The sequence below is a fragment of the Microbulbifer maximicatervae (SeqCode) genome (assembly GCF_052468095.1).
Window position 1 is genome coordinate 2,587,034 of the sequence record NZ_CP174332.1, and the last position, 25,814, is coordinate 2,612,847.

The window sequence follows — 25,814 nt, forward strand, 5'->3', positions numbered from 1 at the left end:
TTAATTTAGCTCATATTCCATCAAAAGTTACTGACCTATATGATCATTACACTTTTCACCCCGGAACCCTACCTCATTTAATGTAAGATAAAAGCTAAAATCCAGAAAAGACACGGCAGCTAAAAACAAACTTTCGACCACCATCAAACAATTAAATATATTCGCATAACGGATCCAGGTTAGGGTAAGATCACCAATAGAGCCAAAAATATAGGTAATTATAATTAAGGAAATGATATGATTTTTTCAACTACAGAAACAGTACCAGGAAGAGAAATATCGGAGGTGCTGGATATCGTTACGGGCAACGTTGTTCAATCAAAACATATCGGCCGTGACTTAATGGCAGGTATAAAGAGTATTGTCGGTGGAGAGATACGAGGCTATACGGAGATGCTGACCGAAGCGAGAAACAAAGCTTTTCAAAGATTGAGTGACAGTGCCCGGCAAAAAGGCGCTGATGCCGTGGTAGGAATTCGTTTTACTACAAGTGCAATTATGGATGGCTCCTCAGAAATTCTTGTTTTTGGTACAGCTGTAAAACTAAAAAAATAGGTTGGAATGCCCTAAAGTTCTACCGCAAACTGCCCCAGTTTTCTCCGCACCGCAGGAATAGAACTGGCGGCAGCGATTAACGCTCTAAATTCAAATCTTGCTTTCAGGGATTGTCCAGTGATCATTTTCCGGCCACGCTCAGTAACCTCAATAACCTTTTTATCTTCTTGATGGCGCAATTCAGAGTAGCCTAAGAGCTGCCCCTCAGTGATTCGTTTTGCCAATTCGGCTGCATCAGCTATCCCAAGGTTCATACCTCGACCCCCAACCGGAGAGTGACAATGGGCAGCATCCCCAGCTAGATGTATCCTGCCCTTTGAGTAAGTTTCCGCTTGCCGAATTGAGATTTTAAAGGTTCCCTCCCGCCTAACCCTCTTAACATCCACCTCCATCGGAAATGCTTTAATTGCATTATCACAGCTAGCTACCAGACGGTGTCGGCCTTCTCCCAAAGGCACCGCAACAGCGACCACGCCAGATTCCATTTTGACCAAGGTAAACTTTCTTTTAGGAGGCCAATCCCCTGTATCAACATCCGCGATTGACCACACTTCTTCCAAATCAAATCCAGGATAACTGATACCTGCAGCTTCACGAACAGTACTGCGAATACCATCCGCTCCTATGACTAGGTCAAATCGCTCCTCTTCACCATTATCAAAAAAAGCCACTACCCCACTCTTTTCCTCTGTAAGGGTTTTGAGTTCTTTCCTGTATTCAACTTCGACTCCCATACCAGATAAAACCTGAGCCATGAGAGCTTCAGTTCTGTCTTGAGGAAGTCCAAGAATGGCGGGGAAATAGGTCCGATTGGAATGGAGGGGAAACTCTAGAGCTAAATTCGTATTTAGGTAAATGCATGCGCTCTGAACAGCGATCCCCTCGGCAATCAACTTTTCAGAAACGCCAGAGTGTGAAAGCAACTCAAGGCTGCGAGAAGTAACTCCCACCGCTCGACTAAGGGTTGAAGCGCTATCCCTGCGGTCCACAATTCTTGGCAATAGCCCTCGCCGAGCAAGCTCGACCGCTGTTGTAAGGCCCGTGGGCCCAGCCCCAACAATCAGTACTTTCACAGGCTACCTCAAATAACCCCACCTAACAGTAAGATAGTACATATGAAAGAGTAAGGATGACTGACTGGTCTGAGACTCTTTATAAAAAACCTCGGTCGCCACCAGTGATCTCTTCACAGCAATACCAGTCACCGCTTGGTGAGGACGTACTTAAACTTGCGAAGTCAAAACCTCTAATATCTGGCAACGATAGACAAAAGACTCGTCTTGCCAAAGAGTACCCACTGTTATATCGATATTTTTATATTTCATCTCTTGGGTATAATTTCTAAATGATTACACCACTTTACGATGATGTACATGGACTCGCACTTGAGATAGTCAATAAATCCGCCTCTGGGGATAAAGCTGGGTGCCAAGACTCCCTCAACTCGCTAGAGAGACTATGCGCAAAATATGCCGGAGGCGAGCTAGACCATCCCCTACAGTGGGAGGCTCTGGGTGATTTTTCAGAAAGCTGTGAGGCTGCAATACAGGCATACACGCAGGGACTTAACTGCTCCATAAAATTAGATCTCCCTTTGTTTTCAGCTTCAATTGCCCTGGAAATAGCTGAACGTTTTTTGAGGCTAAACAATCAAGATAAAGCCTTGAAATTTGCCCATAAAGCACAAATCTATTCTGTCAGTGCAGAGGATTACGAACTACAAGAATCAATTAATAATTTCCTTAGAAATCTAACACAGCTTTAGTTTATCCTTAAAGGCCATCCAAGCTGAGTTATCATAGTTAACTAAAACAATGATTCTAAGATCACTGATTACTTCTATAATAGTCAGCCTAAGTTATACTCTGGCTGCACATTACATTTACGATAACTCTTTTGGTGAAGGTGAAATTCTGAAGCTCCAGGCCTCCATATTGATGTTTCAGGCTTTAGTCGTTTTCATACCTACATTAGCTGCCTGCTTACTAATCACATTCTGGCAAAGCAAACTCAATAGAAAGACAAAATAAGACATTCTGTATGCCCCCAACTTCAAGCATCATGGCTACCGCTTCAAAAATCAGCCTTTGCCTTATAGCAAGTTCAATAGCAACTCTTATTTCCATTATGGAGTACTGGCGAGGGCTTAATGGTAACGAACTGCTTTTAGCCAAAAGTGTCTCCGCTGTAACAGCTGCCAGGCAAAGTGGCCCCAAGTATTTAGAACCGACGCTAGTTGCCGGAAATGATGGTATTACTGAAGTTCAAGTCATCTTTATGGCTCTAGGCTTATCGGCACTTTTGGCCTTAAGTTCGCTGATAGTGGTGACGATTTACAGGGTCAGGCATGGCCATCACAAACTCTATCTGCCTTTAGCTTTCTGTTCCACAGTTCTATGCTTGGGCATTATTTATGTTGGGTTTAAGTCCGGTATTCAGTATAGTCTTTGAAGTAGGATAAGCTTAGGCTAGTACTGAGGCATAACAAAGGAATATCAAAGTGAAAAGAATTGCCACCGCACTGCTATTTTTATTTGCGGCGATTGCCTGCTACGCTTTCGGAGTCCCTGTGGGAGGGGTAATCTTCCTTGCTCTTGGCATTATCTTTGAAGGAATCTTCTGGATTAAGCTATTTAAACGTAAAAAGAAGCCAACATAAGTGTAGTGGTACAACGTTATTTCGCCTAGATTCAATTGAACTAGTGATTATCAAATAAATTACACACTCCAATTTGGTACCATAGAACAGGAAGGTCGCTTACCCCCTAAGCCACCTAATTGCCACCCCACCATTCCATAAATTTGTTTTCCAGCCATCAGTAATCCCGCCTCACATTGATACACTCTTGCATCAGAAGTAGATACCGAGCACGGAAACCATGGAGGAAACTTGAGACATATTTAAAGACGGACTAAATTGTGCGCCGTTAAATGGATTCTATAAGGAAATACCCATGTCCCTTCACCGCTCACCACGCTGGATTGCGGTCATTCTTCTTTGTCTTATTGCTATGGCTTGCTCACAAGAAAAGTCAGAGAAGAAACTCGCTGACACCCCCAAGCTTGCGGAAGGCGGGAGCGTTGAAGAGGGTAACAACCAGGCACAAGTTCTCAACCCCACTGAGAAAGTGCATAAAAAAGAAGCGGCCTCTTCTAGTGAAATAAGCTCGAAATCTGATGAAGCTCAGCGCACTTCTGAAACTAATTCTACTGAGCTGACAGAGAATGATGCTACCCCTTCACAAGTCACAGCCAGCACTCAAATCTCCGGGGATCACTTTCTAAAGGTCCTCCATGTTGGGGAGCGGACGTTTAAAGATGCACGGGCCATCGCTGTTATCTTTTCTGAACCTTTACTGGGCAATGCCCACTTTGGCTCCTACTTGAGTCTATCCCGTGACGATGGCGAGCGTGTAGATGGTGGTTGGGTTCTCTCCGATAGTCAGAAAATTCTCTATTTTCCTCATATTGAACCAGATACTCGCTATAAACTCACCCTGCTCCCGGGTCTGCCCGGCGAAAACGGCTTGGAGTTACAGGAAGAGAAACAGGAGAGGATTCGCACCCGACGGATTGAGCCCAGTATCAGCTTTGCCAGCAATGGAAGTATTTTTCCCGCGACGGTAACTCCCGGCCTACCTGTTACTGCAGTCAGTGTTGAGGCCGCACAGATTCACTTCCATAGAGTGAAACCTGAACATTATTCCGAGTTCTTCAGGCTGATCAAAAGCCAGTCACTAAAATACTACTACCGCTTGAAGTCCCTCAATCAAGTGGCCGATTTTGTCTATAGTGCCCAGTTCGATCTCACCAAGGAGAAATATGTCCAGCGAGATTTCGACCTCTCTATCGGGCATATAAAGCCCCTGCAACAACCAGGTATCTATGTCGCGGTTATGCAGCCGGCAGGCATGTATGACACCAACCTCTATGATGTCACCCACTTCTCTATCTCAAACTTAGGCCTTCATGCGCGGTACTACCCAAACAGTGTGGACCTCTATGTTTCATCTCTGGATGAAGGGCAGGCTCTTAAGGGCATTGAAGTTGAGCTGCTCAACAACAAAGGGGAGCTAATCCAGCAATACACAACCGACCAAGACGGCCAGGTGCGCTTTGCTCTGACGCAGGAACAGGAAGACTCACAGCGCTTCTTTATCGCAAGAGATCCTGATACCGGTCACTTCTCCATACTCGACCTGCGTGAACCTGCATTGGACCTTTCGGATTTTCAGTTGGGCCAGCGCCCTTCGAGACCGATGGAGTTTTTCATGTATGGCCCGCGAGATCTGTATCGCCCCAATGAATCGATCCAGGTGAGCGGGCTGCTGCGCAACTATGATGGTCGCTATATCAAAGACCTGCCGATCAAGGCAGAACTCATAAAGCCGGACAATACCAGCGCGCGCGTATTTACATGGCACGCCAGCGCGCCCGGATACTACGAAAAGCTTATCCCACTTCCACAAAATGCACCTACCGGTGACTGGCGCCTGGATGTTGAGCTAGCCGATGGGCGCAAAGTGAATTATCCATTTAAGGTAGAAGAATTCCTGCCAGAGCGAATGAAGCTAGTTTTGCAAGATGGTGAAGAGCGCAGTCTGGTAGAGGGCCACAAAGAGTCTTTCGAACTTCAAGTAGAGGGTAGTTATCTCTATGGTGCGCCAGCGGTAAAAAACCGCCTGGAAACTCTGGTGCAAATTAGCCACTATCGCGAACCCTTCCCCCAGTGGAAAGGGTTCTTATTTGGGAACACTAATGAATCTTTGCCCACGCGACAGTTTCATGCCCCAACGATTGAGCTCAATGAGGAAGGGTTGAGCAATCTGACCTTGCGCTCCCGTTGGAAACGAGCAAAGAGCCCGCTGAAAATCAACTTGGTTTCCAGCCTGTTCGAATCCGGCGGCCGCCCGGTAACTCGCCAACATCCAGTCCTGGTATGGCCCACACACCCGGTGGTAGGTATTCGCCCAAATTTTGGAGAGGAAAACCCATCGGCCAACAGCAGGCCTGAATTTGAAATAGTGGTTGCTGACGCACAGGGCGAGCCTGTTATCGGGCGGGATCTCAAAGCGGTGTTAATTTCCGAAGACCGCCAGTACTTTTGGGAGTACTCTGCAAATCGGGGCTGGCACTATGAATACTCAAGTGCTGAATTTGAAACTTTCAGTCGCCAGCTCCAATTCACCGAAGAGCAGCCTCTGAAGCTCACAGTACCAGTGGAACATGGCCACTACCGCTTAGAAGTCACTGATACCAATACGGGGGCAACCAGCAGCTTACGCTTCCACGCCGGCCGGGACTGGTATTACTGGTGGCGTAAGGACCAAGTAGCCAAAGGCCAGGCTGCGCGTCCGGATACCGTGGCCCTGTCACTGGATAAACCAAAGTACTCTTCTGGAGATCTGGCGCAACTCACCATAGTACCGCCCGCTAACGGAGAGGCGTTGGTGTTGGTGGAGAGCGACCAACTATTGTGGTCCAAACGACTACCTGTAGAAAAGTCGGGCACCAATATCGAAATCCCAATCTCTCCTGAGTGGGATCGCCACGACACCTATATTTCTGTTACGGCTCTGCGCCCTGCGGACAAGAATGAGCGTATCGCCCCCAATCGCGCTTTTGGTCTAGCCCATCTGCCCCTGGATCGCGATCCTCGGCACCTGCCCATTTCACTTGAAGCGCCCACGAGTGCCCTGCCCGGCTCGGAAATTGAAGTTACCATTTCTGCCGACGAAAATTCTATCGAACAAAACGGAGACAAAGCCTGGGCTACCCTGGCCGCCGTCGATGTCGGTGTACTTAATATCACCCGCTTCGAAACCCCGGATCCCTTCGAGGCCTTTTTTGGCCAGCGCCGTTACGGTGTGGATGTAAGGGATATTTATCATCGCATTATTGAATCCAGCAGTGGCAAACTGGTGGAGCAACGTTTTGGCGGCGATGCGGAACTGGCCCGAGGCGGCGACGAGCCCAACTCCGACGTTCAAATAGTATCTTTATTCTCAGGACCCGTTGAATTTGATACTCAGGGCCAGGCCAAGGTCGCGCTACAACTACCGGAGTTTAACGGACAGCTGCGCCTGATGGCGGTTTCTTTCAGCAAAGACCGATTCGGCAGCGCCGACGGAGAAATAACAGTCGCCTCACCGGTTGTCACCCAAGCCGCCTTGCCTCGCTTTATGGCCCCTGGTGATAGCAGCACACTGGCCCTTGACCTCAATAACTTAAGTGGCCGCTCCCAAAAACTCAGTGTAAATATGCAATCAGTGGGCGCGGTAGATTTGGAAAAGGGTGAGCGGATGCTGGAACTGGCGGATGGTGAACGCAAAACTTTACGCTTCCCTATCACCGCCAAAGATGCCACCGGAGATGCGGAGTTCAAACTGGTCGTGCAGGGTGCCGTCGATAAAGATGGAAATAATATCGATATCGAACAGCAGTGGCGCCTGGGCGTGCGCCCCGCTTGGCCGGCAACCACACGCAACCAGCGCAGACTCCTGTCCCAGGGCGAGAGCTTCAGTGCCGATAGCAGCTTCCTGGATTCCCTAATGCCTGGAACTGTTCACACCCTGGTATCCCTGGACAGCCGACCGCAACTGCAGTTACAGGATCACCTATCCAACCTCCTGCAATACCCCTACGGCTGCCTGGAACAAACCTCCAGCCGGACCTTCCCACTAGTCATGGCAACGCCGCAGCGACAGCAAAAACTGGGCCTTGAACCTCTGGATGAGAATGAGCGGGCCGAGCGTATCGACGCAGGTATTGAACGCATTTTCAGTATGCAAAAAGGGAACGGCAGCTTTGGCCTATGGAGTTCCGAGTCTTCCGAAAGCCAGTGGCTAACCGCCTATGTAGTCGATCTTCTATTGCGGGCCCGGGACCAGGGAATCGTATTTGACAATAACCGCCTGGAATCCGCACTCAAGCGCCTGCAGGACTATGCCCGTGAGCGCGGTGCTTTCTATCAGCAACGCTATAGCTATAGTCCCGATTTCTATGCTTATGCCGCAAGAGCTTACGCAGCCTATGTGCTCTCACGAGTACAGAAAGTGTCTCTCGGGCAACTGCGTACCCTTTATGAAAGCGGCTCGAGCCTGACCCAATCTCCCTTGCCAAACCTGCATATGGCAATCGCTTTGCACACCATGGGCGATGCCACCCTGGCCCAGGAGGCCCTGCAAAAAGCGCTTAAAATCGAGCGCAAACGCCGCAGCTACTATGGCGATTATGGATCAGACCTACGGGATACGGCTCAAATGATCTCCCTGCTCCTAGAGCACAATTTCGCAGGTGATAAAACGGAATCCCTGGTGTTCGAGCTGGCCGATCTTCTCCACGGTCGCCAATATCTCAGCACACAGGAGCGCAATAGTGTGTTTATGGCTGGAGCACAGTTGCAACTCAATAGCAGTGCAAACTGGTCTGCGACTTTGGCCAGTATTGATGGCTTGCGCGAGCTCAATAGCGATAACCCGCACAGCGCATTATTCCGTGGGCGCGAAGCCGCCAGCGCACTTGAGGTAACTGCACAGATGGAAAAGCTCTATGCAGCAATCACTATCAATGGTTACAGCAAGAAGTCACCTGAGGCGGAGATGGATAAAGGTGTCAGAATTAAACGCAGCTACCACAATTTAGATGGCACGGAAGTCATTCCCAATCAGGTTCGTGAGGGCGAGCTTTACCTGGTGCGTTTGCAAATTGATGCGGACCAGCGCCTGCCCGACCTACTTGCAGTGGACCTATTGCCCGCAGGTTTTGAGCTGGAGAATCAAAACCTGGCCGACAGTGTCAAAGTGGATGAACTCGAGTTCGATGGCAAAAGTATTGCCCAGTGGCAGGACACCCAGGACAATATCCAACACACTGAATATCGCGATGACCGCTTTGTGGCGGCACTGGATCAGCTGAGATACAAAACCACCAATCTCTTCTATATCGCCCGCGCAGTAACCCCCGGCAACTATCAGGTGCCCCCACCCTACGTAGAGGATATGTACAAACCTGAACGCTTCGCTATCGGTGAAAATCCCCTAACGCAAATGCGGGTAATCGGTAAACAGTGAAGCTGTTGGCCACTATCCGGAGAGCCTGGCAAAGCAGCAGTCGCAGAGTTCGCGCACTGCTGCTTGCGCCCGCCGCCCTCACAGCGGTACTGCTACTGCTCGACTTTGCTTTCCCTCCACCTCTTCCCGAAACTCAAGACTTTGCACAGGTCGTTGCAGATCGCTACGGCAAACCACTACGTTTCTTTGCCGACAGTCGCGGAGTTTGGAGATACCCAATATCTCGGGAAAATGTATCGCCGCGCTTTATCGAAGCTCTTCTCACCTACGAAGACCGACACTTCTATCGGCACCCCGGAGTAAATCCGCTAGCCCTATTGCGAGCTTCAGTCCAGTACCTTCGCAATGGACGAGTCGTTTCCGGCGGTTCCACTCTCACCATGCAGGTAGCGCGACTACTGGACCCACACCGCAAAACTCTGCCGGGCAAAACCAAGCAGATATTGCGTGCATTGCAGTTGGAATGGCATTTCAACAAGGATGAAATTCTCGATCTGTACCTGAACCTCGCACCTTACGGCGGCAATATTGAAGGCGTGGAAGCAGCCAGCCGTCTATACCTGCGTAAATCAGCCTCCGACCTTACCCATGCGGAAGCTGCACTGCTAGCTGTACTCCCTCAGGCGCCGAGCCGCCTGCGGCCAGACCGGCATCCTCTAAAGGCACAAAAAGCCCGGGACAAAGTTCTGGATAGACTGCAGTCATTTACCGTCTGGAGCACTGAGGATGTTAAACGCGCCCAACTTGAGCAGGTCTATGCGGAACGCTTGGAATTCCCACAAAACGCCCCACACCTAGCTCGCAGACTGGTAAATACCATCAGCGATCAAGAAGTTATTCGCACCACAATCGATGGCAACATCCAGCGCGGATTGGAAGATTTTCTGCGCGATCATATGGATAGCTATCCAGCCAAAACATCTGCAGCTGTTGTAGTTTTGGAGAATTCCGATTTATCTGTGCGCGCCTACGTGGGAGCTTCTCATTTTGGTAACGGGCGCCGCTATGGCTATGTGGATATGGCCAGGGCTGTACGCTCACCGGGCTCTACGCTCAAGCCCTTTTTGTACGGACTTGCCATTGATGAGGACCTGATCCACAGCGCCTCCCTACTTAGCGATGCGCCCCGCATCTACGGCGATTACCGCCCTGAAAATTTCCATCGAGGCTTCGCCGGCCCTGTCACCGCCACTAGCGCCCTTCAGAAATCTCTCAATGTCCCTGCAGTTCAGCTACTGGAACATTACGGCCCCGGTCGATTGGCCGCAGCCCTGGAAAATGCCGGACTAGCACTAGAGTTTCCCAGTGGTGGTAGACCCAACTTGGCCATGATTTTGGGGGGCGTAGGTGCTCGTCTTGACCAGCTGACAGGTATTTATGCCGCACTGGCACGGGGAGGCCAGACTGCAGCTCCCCGCTATTTATCCGAGGAGCCGGTACGTGAAAGGTATCTGATGTCTTCTGAGGCGGCTTGGATTACATTTGAAATGCTCGCTTCCAATCGCGGAGGTTCCCGCCGTTGGCGCAATCTGGTGCGACAAAACAAGGCAGATATCGCCTGGAAGACAGGCACCAGCTACGGCTATCGGGATGCCTGGGCGATTGGCGTAACTCCCGGCTACACCGTCGGCATTTGGGTAGGCCGACCGGATGGTACTCCCCTACCCGGTTACTATGGCTCCATTAGTGCCACACCTCTGTTGAACGCAGTTATCGCCGCATTACCAGACAACAAACAACAGCACCTGAAAAAGCCAGACTCAGTAACTCAAGAGACTATTTGTTGGCCACTTGGAGGCCAGAAGACGCTCACACAAACCAGCCACTGCCATCTGCAACACAACGCCTGGTTAATCCAAGGGCGCACACCCAGAACACTATCGCCGCAAGGTGAGCCTCTGCGGGCAGCACAAACCTTTAGTTTCTTTGCAAACCGGCAAGGTATGCGGGTAAAGCCCAGTTGTATGGATTCTACTACTGAAAGGCATAGCCTAGCCCTTTGGCCGAAAGAACTGGAATCCTGGCTACCTGAAAACCACACCCGGGCCCAACAAATTCCTCCGACGGCTCCCGAGTGTTACACCCCGACTGCAACAACGGGGACTCCACTAAAGATTATCGGAGCTGGAGATGGTAACCAGTATCGACCTACCGGCAAAAATGCCCCACTTCCGCGTTTAACTCTGGGCGCGATTGGCGGACAGGGAAAGCGCTATTGGTTCCTAAACGGTGAACCCAAGGGCGAAACCCTCGGAAATGAAAACCTGGCACTACTTCCGGGAAGTGGTAAGCACCAAATTGCTGTACTGGATGCTAGCGGGAATGTCGATCGGATTGAGATTTTTGTAGGAAGCGACAACTGATTTTCATAAAGCAGAAGACTGCCATGTCGTTTCTCTCACAGAACATATCCCTTAGTGTCACCCTATCGGCAATCGAGTGTCAGCATTGGCGTGGAACATCGTAGTTCGAGTTTAATTTTAGTAACTCCCAAAATAGGGAACACACGAATGCACAGCACACCTTAAACGCAGTATATCTTTCCGCCTTCTCCAGCAGTATCACTTACACGCTTCTACTTTTCCCAGATTAAAAGCCTCCCCGATTTTAATCCAAGCAGGCAGGTTCTGCTGTTACATGAGTATTGCCAATCCAAGTATTACTTCCACTACAGGTTGGATCGGTAGGATCACGCAAATCAAATGCAGAGTTATCAAGCGACGTATTCCCTACTACTATATTATTCTCATTATCGAATCCAGCGATATTGAAACCGGCTGTATCAGGCGAGCCATTTGTCCCATTTTCCATGACTATGTTTTGTATTATAGAAGTACTTGATACATCCACATTGAGTTCAATCCCATTACTCGCACTGCCGGTAACAAAGTTCTGAATAACTGTTGTATTACTTTCATTAATATCAATTCCGTTATCACCATCAGTACTGCCGACAACAGTATTTAGCTGAACCAGTGTAAACACACCATTTACCGTAATCCCCTGATCACCGGCTGATTCAATATAATTATTGATAATTTGGTTTCGATCGCCTCTAACATCTATACCATCATCATTGCCAGTATCAATAATTTGATTCCCAACAATATTATTGGAGTCACTATCAATAACAATTCCCTCTCGTGGAGAGTTTAAGATGATAATTCCATCTATGGTATGAAATCCATCTCCCTCCAGGTTTAAACCATCTGGGCAGTCGGTTATCGTCCCACCATAAACGGCACCAGATAATCCATTAACCAAAATTCCAGCAATACCTTCTAGATTTGGGTTATCACAAATAATTTCCCCGCCCTCTGCCATCGTAAGGCTTCCACCGGGTCCAGTTACTGTTACCGCATAGGGATTCGCCAGGCTCAGTTCACAATTCAGCGTTTCCGACAGGGTTTCAGCTGTTGTTATTACATCGCCACAATCAACAGCCATAACAAGTGGTGATGAGAATAAAGTAGCACTTGTGACGAAAGCTGTGACTAACTTGTGGTAATAGGTGTTCATAGCAGGTCCCTCTCATTGATATAAGAAAATTGTAGGCATAAGCCACACTTCACGTTTCCAATATCAATGAAAAGAATTCATTCTGAGCCTAAGGGAGCTTTTATTATGTTGCTCTATCTCACATCTATTATTTGAGGTAGGCAAGCATAACGAAACTTTGATAACGTCAGCAAATAGACACTATGATTGCCTTTATAATTTACATAATTAATCCTTGCGACCTACTAAAAAAAAGAGCCTCAATAGCGTTTCACCCCTATTTCTCATCACCTCAAAAGCTATTCTCGAACAGGACGTCATTTATCGACAGCTGTCCACCACGCTCATTCGCAACTTTTGCCGCTTTTCCAATCACTATCATCATCCCGATCAAATAACCTTCGGGCAAATTGATCAGCTCAGCGACTCTCTCTGGGTCAAACCCAACCATTGCACCTGTGTCATATCCCATCGACTTTGCCGCTAACATCATGGTTTGTGCTGCCAATCCGCAGCTTCGAATAGCCTCGTCCCGCTGTAGTTGCTGCTTACCCTTGTAGAATTCAGTTAGCATTGGCACTAACACATCCCGAGCCTCTTTCGGCGCATCGGCCCAGTACCGCTCCGGCCGATCGCTCCAGGCATTAATATCTGCACAAAGTATGACCAACTCAGAAGCATCTTCTACTTGCTGCTGTCCCCAGGCTGCATCTTTAAGCTGGCTACGGAGGGAAATGTCAGTGATGCGCAGGAAGCGCCAGTGCTGGATATTGTAAGAAGTCGGCGACAACATAGTCGCCTGGACCAGACGGGTGAAGTCCTCGGCAGGCATCTCTGCAGTGACATCGAAATGCTTAACCGAGCGGCGGGATTCAACAGCTTTAAACAATTCCATAAGTTTCTCTCTGACTATCGTTCGTTGATTGAATGTCGATGAGAAGAAGCTTATTGGGTTTCCTTATCGTTGATAATGGGGTTCGGCGGAGACTTACTGTTGACGAAAGGTTAACAGTTTACTGATCCCAATAAGGTGTATCGCCGCCAAAGTACTCTATTGCAAAGTCTATAAAGGCGCGGACTTTGGCTGGCATAAACTGCCGCTCAGGGAAAACCGCGTAGATAGACTTGGCAGGCATCTGGTACTCCTCGAATAGAGGAGTTAGCTTTCCAGCCTCAATGTCTGGTCCTGCCACGAAGGTGGGTAAGCGGCCTATCCCTACACCCTGAAGAAGAGCTTCCCTCAGTGCCTCACTATTATTTACCTGGTAGTTACCCTTCACCTCGATGGTATTTAAGTGATTGTCTTTGATAAAACCCCACTCTTTCACATCCCTGGAATAAGTAAAAATCAGGCAATTATGGGCGCTCAACTGCTCCAGTTCTGTGGGCTCTCCGAATGCCTTCAAGTAGGAAGGTGACGCACAGAGTACACTTTTCAGAGGTGCAAGTTTGCGGGCAATCAGGCTGGTATCGGGAAGGTCCCCTCCGCGAATGGCTATATCAAAGCCCTCCCCCACTAAATCGACAACTTTATCGTCCAGTACCATGTCGATACTAATCTCGGGGTAACGCTTCATAAATACGGGAATTAACGGAGCCAAATGCAATCTACCAAAGGACATAGGAGCATTGATCCGCAAGCGCCCCCGAGGCTCCCCCTGTAGCTGCAGAACTGCGTCTTGTGCATCTTTGGCCGATTTATAAGCAACGCGTGCGTGCTCATAAAAATGCTCCCCAGCCTCCGTCAGGCTCAACTTTCGCGTAGTTCTGTGCAAAAGCTTCACCCCAAGCTGCAGCTCCAACTGGGTAACCCGCTTGCTTACCGCTGATTTTGAGATGCCAAGTAACTTTGCCGCCGGGGAAAAGCCACCGGTTTCTGCCACAGTCACAAATATTGGAATCGCTGCAATTGTCTCCATAAGCGACTGTTTCCTTCTCCTCAACAGTGAGTGTCTATAATGCTGGATTATCAGTTTACCAGAAACGACTTACACTTATCTCTCGCTAATAGAGGGAAGAAGCATGAGTGAGCTTACCAGGGGCATAACCCCATCAACTACAAGCCCCAACACCTCGCTCTGGTGGGTTCACTGCCTGATGATACTTTGTACACTACTGGTCGCAGGATCATTTCCTGTTGGGGAGTTAATCGCCGATTCACTCCCAGCGGATTCCATGATGTTGATTCGATTCTTAATTGCGGCGGGACTATTTGCACCCTTCATATTTTTAAAGCACGGGATTCAGATTCCAGAGCCCAAAAAACTACTGGGGTATGCACTACTCAGTATCCCATTGGTTGTCTTTTTCTGGTGTATGTTTGAAGCACTCAAATACACCACCGCAGTAAATACCGGCGCTCTTTTTACAACCGTTCCGGCGATGACTGCCATCTTTACTTTGATCATCAATGGCGAGCGGAGCAGCACCCGCAAAGTTATTGGCCTAACCCTTGGGACTCTGGGTGCAGCCTGGATTGTATTCAAGGGGAGTATCACAACAGCGATAACGCTAGACCTAAACAAAGGGGATTGGATATTCACCCTAGGTGCTATATCACTCAGTTTATATAACCCGCTTATCAAGAAGGTTCACTCAGGGGAGCCTACAGAGGTCATGACATTCTGGGTTATTCTATTTGGTGCGCTCTGGTTACTATTGCTCTCTTTTCCAAACTTAAACCAGATAGAATGGCGAAATATACCCACCGAGACTTACGGCGGGCTATTCTATTTAGCCTTATTCTCAACTTTAATTAGTTTTTTTCTGCTGCAATTCAGTACATTAAGGATCGGGGCAACTAAAGTAGCAGCATATAGTTTCTTGAATCCGATATTTGTACTAATAGTGGCCATAGTATTGGAAATGGCAAACTTTAATATCAGCTTCATACCTGGAATAGTGTTGGTCTTTGCAGCCATGCTATTTATCCAGGCGGAAAAACCTAAGGAATAATATCACTGAACAGCATATAAGAGATAGAATCGTACTGTCATCAACAGGTGCAATAATTCTAGTCGACAGGCTTTTCTATCTCATAAATTGCATCAGAAATATCCTCCAACTTAGAGGACACTATTACCTGAGCATCATGTAAACCCTGATTATAAAACCCGGCCCCCAACTCCTTTGCAAGGAAATCAATAAAGAACTCCGCTTCAAAACCGCCAATTTCCAGCTCAAATTCTTTAGACAGATAGCCCCTGACCTTCTCGATTAGCTCTAATTTCCGTCTCTCTTCCAATTGTATTTCGGACATACTTCTACCTTGTATTAAAGAAAGCATGCAAGTATGACACAAATATATTAGTCGTGGCGCCCCCAAGCAATTATAGAATTTTCTACAATATATCTCAGGGGAGAGGTATCCAAATTCAAATCTCTATCGATTATTTGTTGCGATAATACCTAATCCACTACTTTAATTTTTGATGTCCCATACTCACTGACAATATCTCCGTAAGTATCAGCGCTCGGACCATTTATAGATCTTACTGTTTCATAGAGCCGCCATCGACCTGTAAACTGATCACTTTCAAATTTACTAATCAAGTAACCTGCTCTATTCCCTTTGCGGAACTTCATATGAGGATTTTTCTTTAACGTAGTCTCGGTGCTACGGTTATCTGCGATTTCGTACCAAATAGCACCACCATCCCCGCGGGTCAGGGATGGAGCCGTTATTTCAATCGCGACATTATCTCTACCCGCATTGTAATCATCCGCAAAGGGATCTAAGGCGAGCCCTGAGGCCATTGCTTTATGTAACCCCCCGGACAAGACCACGATATTGTCTTCAAGCTCACCAAATAAATTCAATAACCAGTTATGGGATTGGGGGTATCCTCGCCAGGCACTCGGGGAGTAATTGTTCCACCATTCAAAAACCGGTGCCCCAGAGCAAACTATTCGCCAACGCGCACTGGATTGCTTAATGGCCTGCTCAAACCATGTCGCCTGTTCCTGACCAATAATACTGCGGCCAGGGTAATCAAATTCAGAAAATATAGGTTGCCGTTTCTTGAAGTTATCCGGCATATCATTGATTGGCTCATCCCGATCATAGAAGCACATATCCAGGAAGAAGATATCAGCCATTTCACCATAAGGAACAGAGCGCCATACTCGCCTCGGCGCAATAAAACGGATTGGCATCCAAAGGAAGAAGGTTTCCATTGCAGCTTCCATCACTTCTTCGAAGTCAGCTCCGTTGATTTCCGGCCCCTCTCGCCAGACACCATTTCTCAGGTCGCCATCATCCCAAATCACCATCCAGGTGTGCATTTGATGTGCTTGCTGTAGAAATGCATCCCTTCTAATTTCAGAGTATCTAGCTCGGTAACTCTCCCGATCAAATTTGAAGTCAGAGTACTCAAACTTACGGTAGTCACCAGAATTTGAGGATGCATACGAGTAGTCCCCCAGGTGGATAACAGCATCAATATTTTGCTCCCGCTCCACCATATCCCGGTAGCCTACAAACTCCCCATGCTCAAAATGTGAGCAGGAAGTGACAACAAACTTAAGAAAAGAAGCATCCTCGCTAGTCGCTGGAGCCAGTTTTATGCGACCGACAGAAGAAGTCTGATCCCGGTACTTAAATCGGTAGGTATAATCCCGACCGTAGTTTAGCTCTGTAACATCCAGCTTAACCGTAAAGTCTTTTGATTCATCCGTTTGCAGATACCCGGATGAAACAACCTGGCCAAATGTATCGTCGAGAGCAACTTCCCAATAGACAAGGGGAGAAACCTCCTCAGTGGTTACCCTTGTCCAAATAATAACCGAATTGGCTGTTGGGTCTCCGGAGGCTACACCATGCATAAAGTGGCTCGAGGTACTAGCGAGCCCATCATACTCATAATCGAGCACATCACTACTGGCCCTCAGCGATGGCGCCATAGCGCTAACGGTTAACAGCCCACCCCATTTTAAAAGCGTCCGTCGATCAAATCTGTTCATTGTAAGCAGCCTTGCCCTTGCCACGGTATGAATGTTGACGCGCAAGTGAAGCAAACGATGATGACAAACAGGTTAAGGCTAAACGCCCTTTAAAAAAGTGAGATCCTATTCCAATGGAAAGCTAAAATTCCCCTGCAAGTATTTACACTCGCAGTTGCTTCCAAATAGCTTACAACACATGTTTTGGGGTAATTACAGCAACAGATTATTTATTGCTCTAGATAGCTCACAATAATATTTTTCCAGAACAGCTGAATTAATTACATCATTAGATCTGCGACATCATGCCGATAGTATATTGATCAGTGAGAGGTTCATTAGGCAATAAAAAAGCCGGACTGCATAATACAGTCCGGCTTTTATCATACTCGCTTAGTAACTACTTAGAAGTTGTAGTTAAAGCGCACACCGTAGCTCATTGGGGTAGAGAATGGACCAGATACCAGGCCATCACTTCCATCTGCATAGTACGGAACAACTTCGTCAGTCAGGTTGTTGCCAAAGGCTTCAACATTCCACTGATCGTCCGGGCTTACATACTTCACGGAAGCATTTACCATCCAGAAAGAATCACGGCTGTCATCAAAAGCAGAAGTATCACCAGTGGGGAAATCGTGCTTGTCAACATTCCAGTAGGTCAGGTAAGACTCATCTTCCCAGTGAATACCGACAAATGGAATGATCGCTCCACCGTGGGCTAACTCAAAGGTGTGGTCATAATTGATAGTAAAGCTGAACTCAGGTGATGCAGGCAGCTCATTTCCTTTCAGGTTACGGTAGAGTTCTTCGTTGCTATTATCGTGAGCTGCGCCCCAGTCTTCAATCTCAAACAAAGACTGGTTATTGAAGTTCCAGCGATTCACAAAGTCAGAAGTGATTTCCGTCTGCATCCAAGTGGCGAATCCGCTAATTCGACCATTCGGGTAAGGGGCCCAGTCAAATTCAAACTCCAACCCCATGATATCTGCTCTGGCAGCATTCTTAGTCAGGTAGATAACATAAGGCTCAGTTGTAATTTCGCCGGTCAAATTACCTTCATCATCCCGCTCTTCAACATAGTAGGTATATGCCGTATCCGGTGCAGCCAGCTGCATATCCTTATATTTTGAAAGGAAAAATGTGCTAGCAAGGTTTAATCGACCGTCAAGGAAAGTACCTTTTGCACCTAACTCCCACGTTATAACTGTTTCTTCATCATAATTGGTGCTAATTTCTCGCTGAACAATACGGTTACCATCACCATCCAAGATATATTCAGCTGTGTCCGCATCTTGTTCGTACTGAATTATTGTGTCCCCAAGGCCACCTGACTTAAAGCCTGATGCAATATATGAATAGAGCATTACCTCATCAGTTAAGTCATAGTCAACACCAATACGGAAGTCTGTATTTTCCCAGTCATCACTAGCATCATTAGGCGCGATAGCAGTGTAAATTGAACTATCTGCGAAATAACCAGTAGACAACTCATTGAAGAGGGCCTGGTCATACGCGGGGAAACAGCCATATTCTCCGGTAGTTTCAGTATCTGCTGACCAATCACGAGTACAGCTTAAGTTATAGCCGCCCTCGTCACTCTTCTTATCTTTGGTATAACGAGCACCAACTGTTAAATGTAAAGCATCGGAAAGATCATAAGTAGCCTGTGCGAACACCGCACTGGCTTCGATTGTCCTATCTGGTTGATCCCAAAATGTTGCATTATCGAGTGATGCAAGGAAGTAGCCATTCAGATCTGTAGTTTCTTGGAAGTAAAACAGACCTGTAATCCACTGCAGGGGGCCATCTCCAGTAGATTGCAGCTGCAATTCGTGAGAGTAAGAGATATTTTCTGAGTCGGTAATACTCATACTCATATCCCAAGTATTACGGCCTGCATCTACATCAATCAGGTTACTGCGCTCTTGAATTGCATAGCCAGTGTTATACACAAACGCCATGCTATCGCTAAAGTCCCAACGGAAATTGGAGCGAAATGAAGACATGCTTAGGTCAAGTTCACCAGGAACATTAACCGCGACTGTGTACTCATCCGCACCAGAGCCGTAATAAGTTTCGCAATTTACACCGTCATCGCGCTCATCGGCTTTATCACAATCAATGGTGTTAATGCCGCCGGCACTGCTGTCCTGATAATGCTCAGCAACGGCATACCAGGAGATATCTTCGGTTGGTTCCCATAGAGCACCAATACGTACTGCCTGCTGATCAACATTTCCGTAGAAATCATCGGCGTCAGCTCTTACCAGGGAAACATCCTCAGATGCCCACCAATTACCATCCTGAGTAAATGTGCGCGCTGCATCATCAGAAAGAGTGGTGGCACCAAGAGTGTCCGCGTTGATATAACGGTTGTCATACTGGTTTGCGTCGTAGTAACCAGTTAGATAGGAATCCCGGGTCTCGTCCATAAAGGATGCGCGAAGAGCAAAGGTATCTGAAACCGGAATATTAATAACACCTTTTACCAGCTCTTGATTCCAGCGACCAAGCTCAACTCCGACTGAACCTTCAAATTCGTCAATTACCGGTCTCTTGGAGATAACATTAATGGCACCTACTGTGGAGTTGCGTCCATAAAGGGTACCCTGTGGCCCACGCATGGCTTCAACCCTTTCAGAGTCAAACATCATTGCCATAGCAGACTGGGGACGCGAAGAATAAATACCGTCGAAGTGTAAGCCAACAGCTGGGTCACCAAACTCAGTGGTATTAGTAGAGCGCACGCCGCGCATAGAAATTACTGGGGAGGACTGGGAGGCATCGTAGCCAATATCCACGTTGGGGATAGTGTTGCCCAGATCTTTTACATTCTTAATACCCTGGCGATCGAGCTCTTCTTGCGTAAATGCACTGATCGCTACGGGGGTGTCCATCAAATTGGTTTCGCGCTTGGTTGCGGTAACCGTTACTTCTTCCAGCGCCCAATCGTCATCCTGTTGGCTATCTTCCTGAGCCCAAGCCGACACTACCGCGACATTTGCCATTGCAATTGCAAAGGTAAGTGGTTTTTTAATTCTCATTGATGTCTCTCCAATCTGCTGCAAAAGGAAAGCCACATTTATTTTTTAATGAATGGCCATCCCATAGGGCCGTCGGCAGTACGGCGGCTAGGCTAAAATCTCAAAAAGAAGGGACGTAAGAAACTCAGATACGATAGAGCGGATCGCGACTAGGACAAAGAGGACTAGTTCACAATTTGTTGCCACTAGCTGCGACCAGCAAGTCAAGTAAGTACTGAAACCGTAGGATTCATACACCAGCTTTCTACGAATATTGGGGATTTTTTAGAGTCTATCTGCTTGCTCACCCAAAGCCTCGCATCCCAACAGCAGGCCTTAAATATACGTACGCTGAGCAATAAAGGCTATATCTAAACAGACCTAGATGTGACTATTAAGGCAAGCCCTGTCTCACAATGATAAAAACACAGCCTTTTTTCTCAGATAAAAACCTACCGGAAAACACAGGAAAACCGGAAAAAAAGTTATTGTCAGGATTACTGAGATTAATATTCGCCTATTAATTTAAATATATACGGAATATTAAATTTGATTGGAGTAAAAATGTAAAACCGATTCCTAATCATTTTTACAGTAGGAAATAAAAAGGGGCCAAAAGGCCCCCTGTAAAGAAATCACCAAAGTCCTAAAAGCTATTGCCAGGTATTCGCACCCAACCTTCCATTAGGATTCGGGCGCTGCGACTCATAATGGCCTTGGTAGCAGTCCACTGACCATCGACCTCTTTGGCTTGAGCACCCACACGTAAGGTACCCGATGGGTGACCGAAGCAAACAGAGTTGCGTTCTCCCCCGCCAGCTGCAAGGTTAACCAAAGTGCCCGGGATCGCCGCAGCGGTGCCAATAGCTACTGCTGCCGTGCCCATCATGGCGTGGTGCAACTTGCCCATAGATAAGGCGCGCACGAGGAGATCAACCTCGGAAGATGCCACTGCCTTGCCACTGGATGCAGTGTAATCCTGCGGTTTAGTGACAAAAGCAACCTTGGGGGTATGATGGCGATTGGCTGCTTCTTCAATGGTAGAAACTAATCCCATCTTTACCGCACCGTGAACGCGAATGCTCTCAAACATCGCCAGTGCTTTGCTGTCACCATTAATGGCATCCTGCAATTCAGTGCCGGTGTAGCCAATATCTTCTGCATTGACGAAAATTGTCGGAATGCCAGCATTGATCATGGTGGCCTTGAGCACACCTACATCGGGCACTTCCAGATCATCGATCAGGTTACCGGTAGGAAACATGGCACCCTCACCGTCGGCAGGGTCCATAAATTCCACCTCCACTTCAGCCGCCGGAAACGTCACTCCGTCCAGCTCAAAGTCCCCGGTTTCCTGAACTTCACCATTGGTCATAGGTACATGGGCAACAATGGTCTTACCAATATTGGCCTGCCAGATGCGCACGGTGCAGATGCCATTTTCTGGCACTCTGTCGGGCTCTACAAAACCGCTATTGATGGCAAAGGCACCCACGGCGGCGGTGAGATTGCCGCAGTTACCACTCCAATCAACAAACGGCTTATCGATGGAAACCTGACCAAACAGGTAGTTCACATCGTGATCGGCTTTATCGCTGGGCGATAAAATTACCGTTTTGCTGGTGCTTGAAGTAGCGCCACCCATACCATCGGTCTGCTTACCGTAGGGATCCGGGCTGCCAATCACGCGCAGCAGCAAGTTGTCACGGGCCTGCCCCGGCACTTGTGCAACTTCGGGCAGATCTTGTAAGCGGAAGAAAACACCCTTGCTGGTTCCCCCGCGCATATAAGTCGCGGGGATTTTTATTTGAGGAGCAAACTTCATAACTCAGACCGTCGCTTCTGCTTCGAGGAAGTCTTTGGCAAAGCGCTGCAAAACACCCCCAGCCTCATAAATGGAAACTTCTTCTGCGGTATCCAGACGACATGTAACAGGAGCCTCAATCGTCTCACCATTAGCGCGGTGGATAAGCAAGGTCAGCGTGGCATGGGGAGTGCGCTCACCGATTACATCGAAACTCTCGGTACCGTCGATACCCAGGGTTTCACGAGTAGTGCCCGGCTTAAACTCCAACGGCAATACACCCATACCGATCAGGTTGGTGCGATGAATTCGCTCGAAGCCTTCGGCAACAATCGCCTCCACACCGGCAAGGCGCACACCTTTCGCAGCCCAGTCACGAGAAGAACCCTGCCCGTAATCAGCACCTGCAATGATAATCAGAGGCTGCTTCCGATCCATATAAGTCTCGATGGCTTCCCACATACGGGTAACCTGCCCTTCCGGTTCGACACGAGCCAGGGAGCCCTGACGGACTTCGCCGTTATCATCGCGCACCATTTCGTTGAGTAGCTTCGGATTGGCGAAAGTTGCACGCTGGGCAGTGAGGTGGTCGCCACGGTGGGTCGCGTAGGAGTTAAAGTCCTCCTCCGGCAAGCCCATCTTCGCCAGGTATTCACCGGCAGCACTGCTGGCCAGAATGGCATTGGACGGAGACAGGTGATCGGTGGTGATATTATCACCCAGCACCGCCAGCGGGCGCATCCCCTTCAAGCTGCGCTCGCCTGCCAGGGCACCTTCCCAATAAGGTGGGCGGCGGATATAGGTGCTCATCGGACGCCAGTCGTAGAGTGCGTGGCCCTGCTCTTCTGCGGCATCCCGCTCTTCGAACATCGGAATATACACATCGCGGAACTGCTGTGGCTTCACGCTCTGACGTACAATCGCATCGATCTCTTCATCGCTGGGCCAGATATCTTTCAGGGTAATCGGGTTGCCATCGGCATCGTATCCCAGCGCATCTTTTTCAATATCGAACCGGATGGTGCCGGCAATAGCGTAGGCAACGACCAGCGGCGGTGAAGCCAGGAAAGCCTGCTTGGCGTAGGGGTGGATACGACCGTCGAAGTTGCGGTTTCCGGACAGGACTGCAGTAGCATACAGATCGCGATCAATCACTTCCTGCTGGATTTTCGGGTCCAGGGCACCGCTCATACCGTTACAGGTGGTGCAGGCGAAAGCCACTACGCCGAAGCCCATCTGCTCCAGATCCGGTAGCAGGTCGGCCTCTTCCAGATACATTTTTACCGTTTTGGAACCCGGTGCCAGGGAGGACTTGACCCAGGGCTTGCGGGTCAGGCCGAGCTTGTTCGCATTGCGGGCAATCAGGCCTGCGGCAATCATATTGCGCGGGTTGCTGGTATTGGTGCAGCTGGTAATCGCGGCAATAATCACAGCACCATCGGGCATCTCACCGGCTTTCTCTTCCCAGGCTTTAGCGATTCCACGATTAGCCAGTTCTGAGGCCGGCAGCAGCGCGTGGGGGTTGGAGGGGCCAGCAAGGTTGCGACCTACTGTATCCAGGTCAAACTTCAGTACCCGCTCGTATTCAGCATCCTTCAAGGTGTCAGACCAGAGGCCCGTTTCCTTGGCAAACTTCTCTACCAATGCTACCTGCTCATCATCGCGGCCGGTGAGTTTGAGGTAGTCGATGGTTTGCTTATCGATAGAGAACATGGCCGCAGTAGCGCCATACTCTGGAGTCATATTGGAAATAGTGGCGCGATCGCCCAGGGTCAGGTTGGAAGCCCCCTCACCGTAAAACTCCAGGTAGGCTCCAACCACGCGCTCACGGCGCAGGAATTCAGTGAGAGCCAATACCAAGTCGGTACCAGTAATACCCGGCTGCAACTTTCCGGTGAGCTCCACTCCAACAATATGCGGCAGACGCATATAAGAGGCGCGGCCAAGCATCACGCTCTCAGCTTCCAGGCCGCCAACACCCACAGAAATCACACCCAGAGCGTCTACCATCGGCGTGTGGCTATCGGTACCGACACAGGTATCCGGGAAGGCCACGCCCTCGCGCACCTGCACCACCGGAGACATTTTCTCCAGATTGATCTGGTGCATGATGCCGTTACCGGGGGGAATCACATCGACGTTTTCAAATGCGGTTTTGGTCCAGTTGATAAAGTGGAAGCGATCTTCGTTACGACGCTCCTCTACCGCACGATTTTTTTCAAAAGCATCCTTCTCAAATCCGGGGTGCTCTACCGCGAGGGAGTGATCCACAATCAACTGGGTGGGAACAACTGGATTTACCTTGGCGGGATCACCGCCTTTATCGGCAATGGCATCGCGCAGACCGGCCAGGTCTACCAGCGCGGTTTGGCCGAGGATGTCGTGGCACACCACTCGGGCTGGAAACCAAGGGAAGTCCAACTCGCGCTTGCGCTCAATAATCTGTTTCAGGGAGTCGGTCAGTTTTGCCGGCTCGCAGCGACGCACCAGGTTTTCCGCCAGAATACGTGAGGTATACGGCAGTTTGGCATAGGCTCCGGGCTGGATCGCGTCAACAGCGGCTCGGGTATCGAAATAATCGAGGTCTGTACCGGGCAGTGATTTGCGGTAATCAGTATTCATAGCAGGTAAATCAGTCGAATCTTTTTTTAAAATCGTGTCTCTTCTGAGGGTGGCTCCAGGCCACTCACCAAAGGCAACCTGGAGCCGGCACACCGGGTGTGCCTCATTTCAAAAGTGAAATGAAAATTAACCGCGCTCAGCGATTGGAGTTACTGTACGGGGCTCAACACCTACGTACTCCGCACTCGGGCGAATAATGCGGTTATCAGCGCGCTGCTCGAATACATGTGCAGCCCAGCCCGTAACGCGGGACATTACAAAAATCGGGGTAAACAATTTTGTGGGAATACCCATAAAGTGATACGCGGAAGCGTGGAAGAAGTCTGCATTACAGAACAATTTCTTCTCGCGCCACATCACTTCTTCACAGCGAACAGATACCGGGTACAGCACGGTATCACCAACATCTTCAGCCAACTTTTCAGACCAGCCTTTGATAATCTCATTGCGCGGGTCGGACTCGCGGTAAATGGCGTGGCCGAAGCCCATAATCTTCTCTTTGCGCTCCAGCATGCCCAACAGTTCTTTCTCTGCTTCGTCTGGATTGGAGAAACGCTCGATCAGTTCCATTGCCGCTTCGTTGGCACCACCATGCAGAGGACCACGCAGAGTGCCGATAGCACCGGTGATGCAGCTGAACAGATCGGACAAAGTGGAGGCACAAACGCGAGCGGTAAAAGTAGATGCGTTAAATTCGTGCTCTGCATACAGAATCAGGGAAACATTCATGACCTGCTCGTGCAGTTCATTGGGCTTCTCATCGCGCAACATATGCAGGAAGTGGCCGCCAATGCTGTCGTCATCGGTTTCAGTTTCGATGCGCACATTGTCGTGGGTGAAACGGTACCAATAGCAGATTATGGAGGGGAATGCGGCCAGCAGGCGATTGGCTTTATCCAACTGCTGGGCGAAGGATTCTTCACCTTCCAGGTTACCCAACATGGAACAACCGGTGCGCATTACATCCATAGGATGGGCATCAGCCGGAATGCGCTCAAGCACTTCTTTTAATGCCTGCGGCAGGCCACGCTTGGCTTTCAGCAGCGCCTTGTATTCCGCCAGCTCTCCCTCAGTGGGTAATTCCCCATAGAAAATCAGGTAGGCAACTTCTTCAAACTCACAGTGCTGGGCCAGATCTTTAATATCGTAACCGCGGTAAGTCAGGCCGGAACCGGATTTGCCCACTGTAGAAAGTGCAGTTTTACCTGCTACCTGGCCGCGCAGACCAGCACCGCCCAATGCTTTCTCTACCATCTTCTTATTTCCCCTGTTGTATACACATTTGCTGTGTTCATCCAA

The 25,814-nt window shown here is 48.9% G+C and carries 17 protein-coding genes; 6 read left to right on the forward strand and 11 right to left on the reverse strand.

What is annotated here, in order from left to right; genetic code table 11:
* Positions 1 to 237 precede the first annotated feature (237 nt).
* Entirely contained in the window at positions 238 to 555 is a 318-nt protein-coding gene (locus ACJJIL_RS11070; RefSeq protein WP_413665654.1) for a heavy metal-binding domain-containing protein, read from the forward strand.
* An 11-nt stretch (positions 556 to 566) separates the two neighbouring features.
* Here the strand turns inward: ACJJIL_RS11070 and ACJJIL_RS11075 are convergent, their stop codons facing one another.
* A complete protein-coding gene (locus tag ACJJIL_RS11075) occupies positions 567 to 1,628 on the reverse strand; it encodes an FAD-dependent oxidoreductase (RefSeq protein ID WP_445361964.1) in 1,062 nt (353 codons plus the stop codon).
* Positions 1,629 to 1,900: 272 nt separating this feature from the next.
* Here ACJJIL_RS11075 and ACJJIL_RS11080 point away from each other — a divergent pair, with 272 nt between their 5' ends.
* Positions 1,901 to 2,320 carry a hypothetical protein gene (locus tag ACJJIL_RS11080; protein WP_445361965.1) on the forward strand — a complete coding sequence of 140 codons (420 nt, stop codon included), beginning with the start codon at positions 1,901 to 1,903 and terminating at the stop codon, positions 2,318 to 2,320.
* Positions 2,321 to 2,540: 220 nt separating this feature from the next.
* Here the strand turns inward: ACJJIL_RS11080 and ACJJIL_RS11085 are convergent, their stop codons facing one another.
* Entirely contained in the window at positions 2,541 to 2,729 is a 189-nt protein-coding gene (locus tag ACJJIL_RS11085) for a hypothetical protein (protein WP_445361966.1), read from the reverse strand.
* Between the two features lie 326 nt (positions 2,730 to 3,055).
* Between ACJJIL_RS11085 and ACJJIL_RS11090 the strand changes: the two genes are divergently transcribed.
* The 3 genes from ACJJIL_RS11090 to pbpC all read left to right on the forward strand — a co-directional run bounded on the left by ACJJIL_RS11090 (position 3,056) and on the right by pbpC (position 10,990).
* Positions 3,056 to 3,214 (forward strand): hypothetical protein, encoded by a 159-nt coding sequence (locus tag ACJJIL_RS11090; RefSeq protein WP_282932647.1) that lies wholly within the window; start codon positions 3,056 to 3,058, stop codon positions 3,212 to 3,214.
* Positions 3,215 to 3,509: 295 nt separating this feature from the next.
* Positions 3,510 to 8,627 carry an alpha-2-macroglobulin family protein gene (locus ACJJIL_RS11095; protein WP_445361967.1) on the forward strand — a complete coding sequence of 1,706 codons (5,118 nt, stop codon included), beginning with the start codon at positions 3,510 to 3,512 and terminating at the stop codon, positions 8,625 to 8,627.
* Positions 8,624 to 10,990, forward strand: coding sequence for a penicillin-binding protein 1C (pbpC, locus tag ACJJIL_RS11100; protein WP_445361968.1), 2,367 nt, complete (start codon positions 8,624 to 8,626; stop codon positions 10,988 to 10,990). Before ACJJIL_RS11095 ends, pbpC begins: the two co-directional genes overlap by 4 nt.
* 244 nt (positions 10,991 to 11,234) lie before the next feature.
* On the opposite strand, the gene ACJJIL_RS11105 is transcribed toward pbpC, so the two are convergent.
* The 3 genes from ACJJIL_RS11105 to ACJJIL_RS11115 all read right to left on the reverse strand — a co-directional run bounded on the left by ACJJIL_RS11105 (position 11,235) and on the right by ACJJIL_RS11115 (position 14,044).
* The gene (locus ACJJIL_RS11105) at positions 11,235 to 12,146 is read right to left on the reverse strand and encodes a right-handed parallel beta-helix repeat-containing protein (protein ID WP_445361969.1); all 912 of its coding nucleotides are present in this window, start codon (positions 12,144 to 12,146) and stop codon (positions 11,235 to 11,237) included.
* Between the two features lie 271 nt (positions 12,147 to 12,417).
* Entirely contained in the window at positions 12,418 to 13,020 is a 603-nt protein-coding gene (locus ACJJIL_RS11110; RefSeq protein ID WP_445361970.1) for a nitroreductase family protein, read from the reverse strand.
* 118 nt (positions 13,021 to 13,138) lie between these two features.
* Positions 13,139 to 14,044, reverse strand: coding sequence for a LysR family transcriptional regulator (locus tag ACJJIL_RS11115; RefSeq protein ID WP_445361971.1), 906 nt, complete (start codon positions 14,042 to 14,044; stop codon positions 13,139 to 13,141).
* Positions 14,045 to 14,147: 103 nt separating this feature from the next.
* Here ACJJIL_RS11115 and ACJJIL_RS11120 point away from each other — a divergent pair, with 103 nt between their 5' ends.
* Positions 14,148 to 15,080, forward strand: a complete 933-nt coding sequence (locus ACJJIL_RS11120; RefSeq protein WP_445361972.1) for a DMT family transporter — start codon at positions 14,148 to 14,150, stop codon at positions 15,078 to 15,080.
* 58 nt (positions 15,081 to 15,138) lie between these two features.
* Here ACJJIL_RS11120 and ACJJIL_RS11125 read toward each other — a convergent pair whose 3' ends face one another.
* From ACJJIL_RS11125 to prpC, 6 genes are all read right to left on the reverse strand, one after another.
* Positions 15,139 to 15,384, reverse strand: coding sequence for a DUF2164 domain-containing protein (locus ACJJIL_RS11125; protein WP_444941867.1), 246 nt, complete (start codon positions 15,382 to 15,384; stop codon positions 15,139 to 15,141).
* A 149-nt stretch (positions 15,385 to 15,533) separates the two neighbouring features.
* Positions 15,534 to 17,087 carry an alkaline phosphatase D family protein gene (locus ACJJIL_RS11130; RefSeq protein ID WP_445361973.1) on the reverse strand — a complete coding sequence of 518 codons (1,554 nt, stop codon included), beginning with the start codon at positions 17,085 to 17,087 and terminating at the stop codon, positions 15,534 to 15,536.
* A 383-nt stretch (positions 17,088 to 17,470) separates the two neighbouring features.
* Entirely contained in the window at positions 17,471 to 20,110 is a 2,640-nt protein-coding gene (locus tag ACJJIL_RS11135; protein WP_445361974.1) for a TonB-dependent receptor, read from the reverse strand.
* A gap of 625 nt (positions 20,111 to 20,735) precedes the next feature.
* Positions 20,736 to 21,914 (reverse strand): 2-methylaconitate cis-trans isomerase PrpF, encoded by a 1,179-nt coding sequence (gene prpF / locus ACJJIL_RS11140; RefSeq protein ID WP_445361975.1) that lies wholly within the window; start codon positions 21,912 to 21,914, stop codon positions 20,736 to 20,738.
* A gap of 3 nt (positions 21,915 to 21,917) precedes the next feature.
* The gene (gene acnD / locus ACJJIL_RS11145; RefSeq protein WP_445361976.1) at positions 21,918 to 24,515 is read right to left on the reverse strand and encodes a Fe/S-dependent 2-methylisocitrate dehydratase AcnD; all 2,598 of its coding nucleotides are present in this window, start codon (positions 24,513 to 24,515) and stop codon (positions 21,918 to 21,920) included.
* 126 nt (positions 24,516 to 24,641) lie between these two features.
* Positions 24,642 to 25,769 carry a bifunctional 2-methylcitrate synthase/citrate synthase gene (gene prpC / locus ACJJIL_RS11150; RefSeq protein WP_444905390.1) on the reverse strand — a complete coding sequence of 376 codons (1,128 nt, stop codon included), beginning with the start codon at positions 25,767 to 25,769 and terminating at the stop codon, positions 24,642 to 24,644.
* Positions 25,770 to 25,814: the final 45 nt, after the last annotated feature.

What these genes read in the sequence shown, in the direction of transcription:
- ACJJIL_RS11070 (WP_413665654.1), top strand. Translation starts at nt 238, where the DNA reads ATGATTTTTTCAACTACAGAAACAGTACCAGGAAGAGAAATATCGGAG.
- ACJJIL_RS11080 (WP_445361965.1), top strand. Translation starts at nt 1,901, where the DNA reads ATGATTACACCACTTTACGATGATGTACATGGACTCGCACTTGAGATA.
- ACJJIL_RS11095 (WP_445361967.1), top strand. Translation starts at nt 3,510, where the DNA reads ATGTCCCTTCACCGCTCACCACGCTGGATTGCGGTCATTCTTCTTTGT.
- ACJJIL_RS11105 (WP_445361969.1), bottom strand. Translation starts at nt 12,146, where the DNA reads ATGAACACCTATTACCACAAGTTAGTCACAGCTTTCGTCACAAGTGCT.
- ACJJIL_RS11110 (WP_445361970.1), bottom strand. Translation starts at nt 13,020, where the DNA reads ATGGAATTGTTTAAAGCTGTTGAATCCCGCCGCTCGGTTAAGCATTTC.
- ACJJIL_RS11115 (WP_445361971.1), bottom strand. Translation starts at nt 14,044, where the DNA reads ATGGAGACAATTGCAGCGATTCCAATATTTGTGACTGTGGCAGAAACC.
- ACJJIL_RS11120 (WP_445361972.1), top strand. Translation starts at nt 14,148, where the DNA reads ATGAGTGAGCTTACCAGGGGCATAACCCCATCAACTACAAGCCCCAAC.
- ACJJIL_RS11125 (WP_444941867.1), bottom strand. Translation starts at nt 15,384, where the DNA reads ATGTCCGAAATACAATTGGAAGAGAGACGGAAATTAGAGCTAATCGAG.
- ACJJIL_RS11130 (WP_445361973.1), bottom strand. Translation starts at nt 17,087, where the DNA reads ATGAACAGATTTGATCGACGGACGCTTTTAAAATGGGGTGGGCTGTTA.
- ACJJIL_RS11135 (WP_445361974.1), bottom strand. Translation starts at nt 20,110, where the DNA reads ATGAGAATTAAAAAACCACTTACCTTTGCAATTGCAATGGCAAATGTC.
- prpF (WP_445361975.1), bottom strand. Translation starts at nt 21,914, where the DNA reads ATGAAGTTTGCTCCTCAAATAAAAATCCCCGCGACTTATATGCGCGGG.
- acnD (WP_445361976.1), bottom strand. Translation starts at nt 24,515, where the DNA reads ATGAATACTGATTACCGCAAATCACTGCCCGGTACAGACCTCGATTAT.
- prpC (WP_444905390.1), bottom strand. Translation starts at nt 25,769, where the DNA reads ATGGTAGAGAAAGCATTGGGCGGTGCTGGTCTGCGCGGCCAGGTAGCA.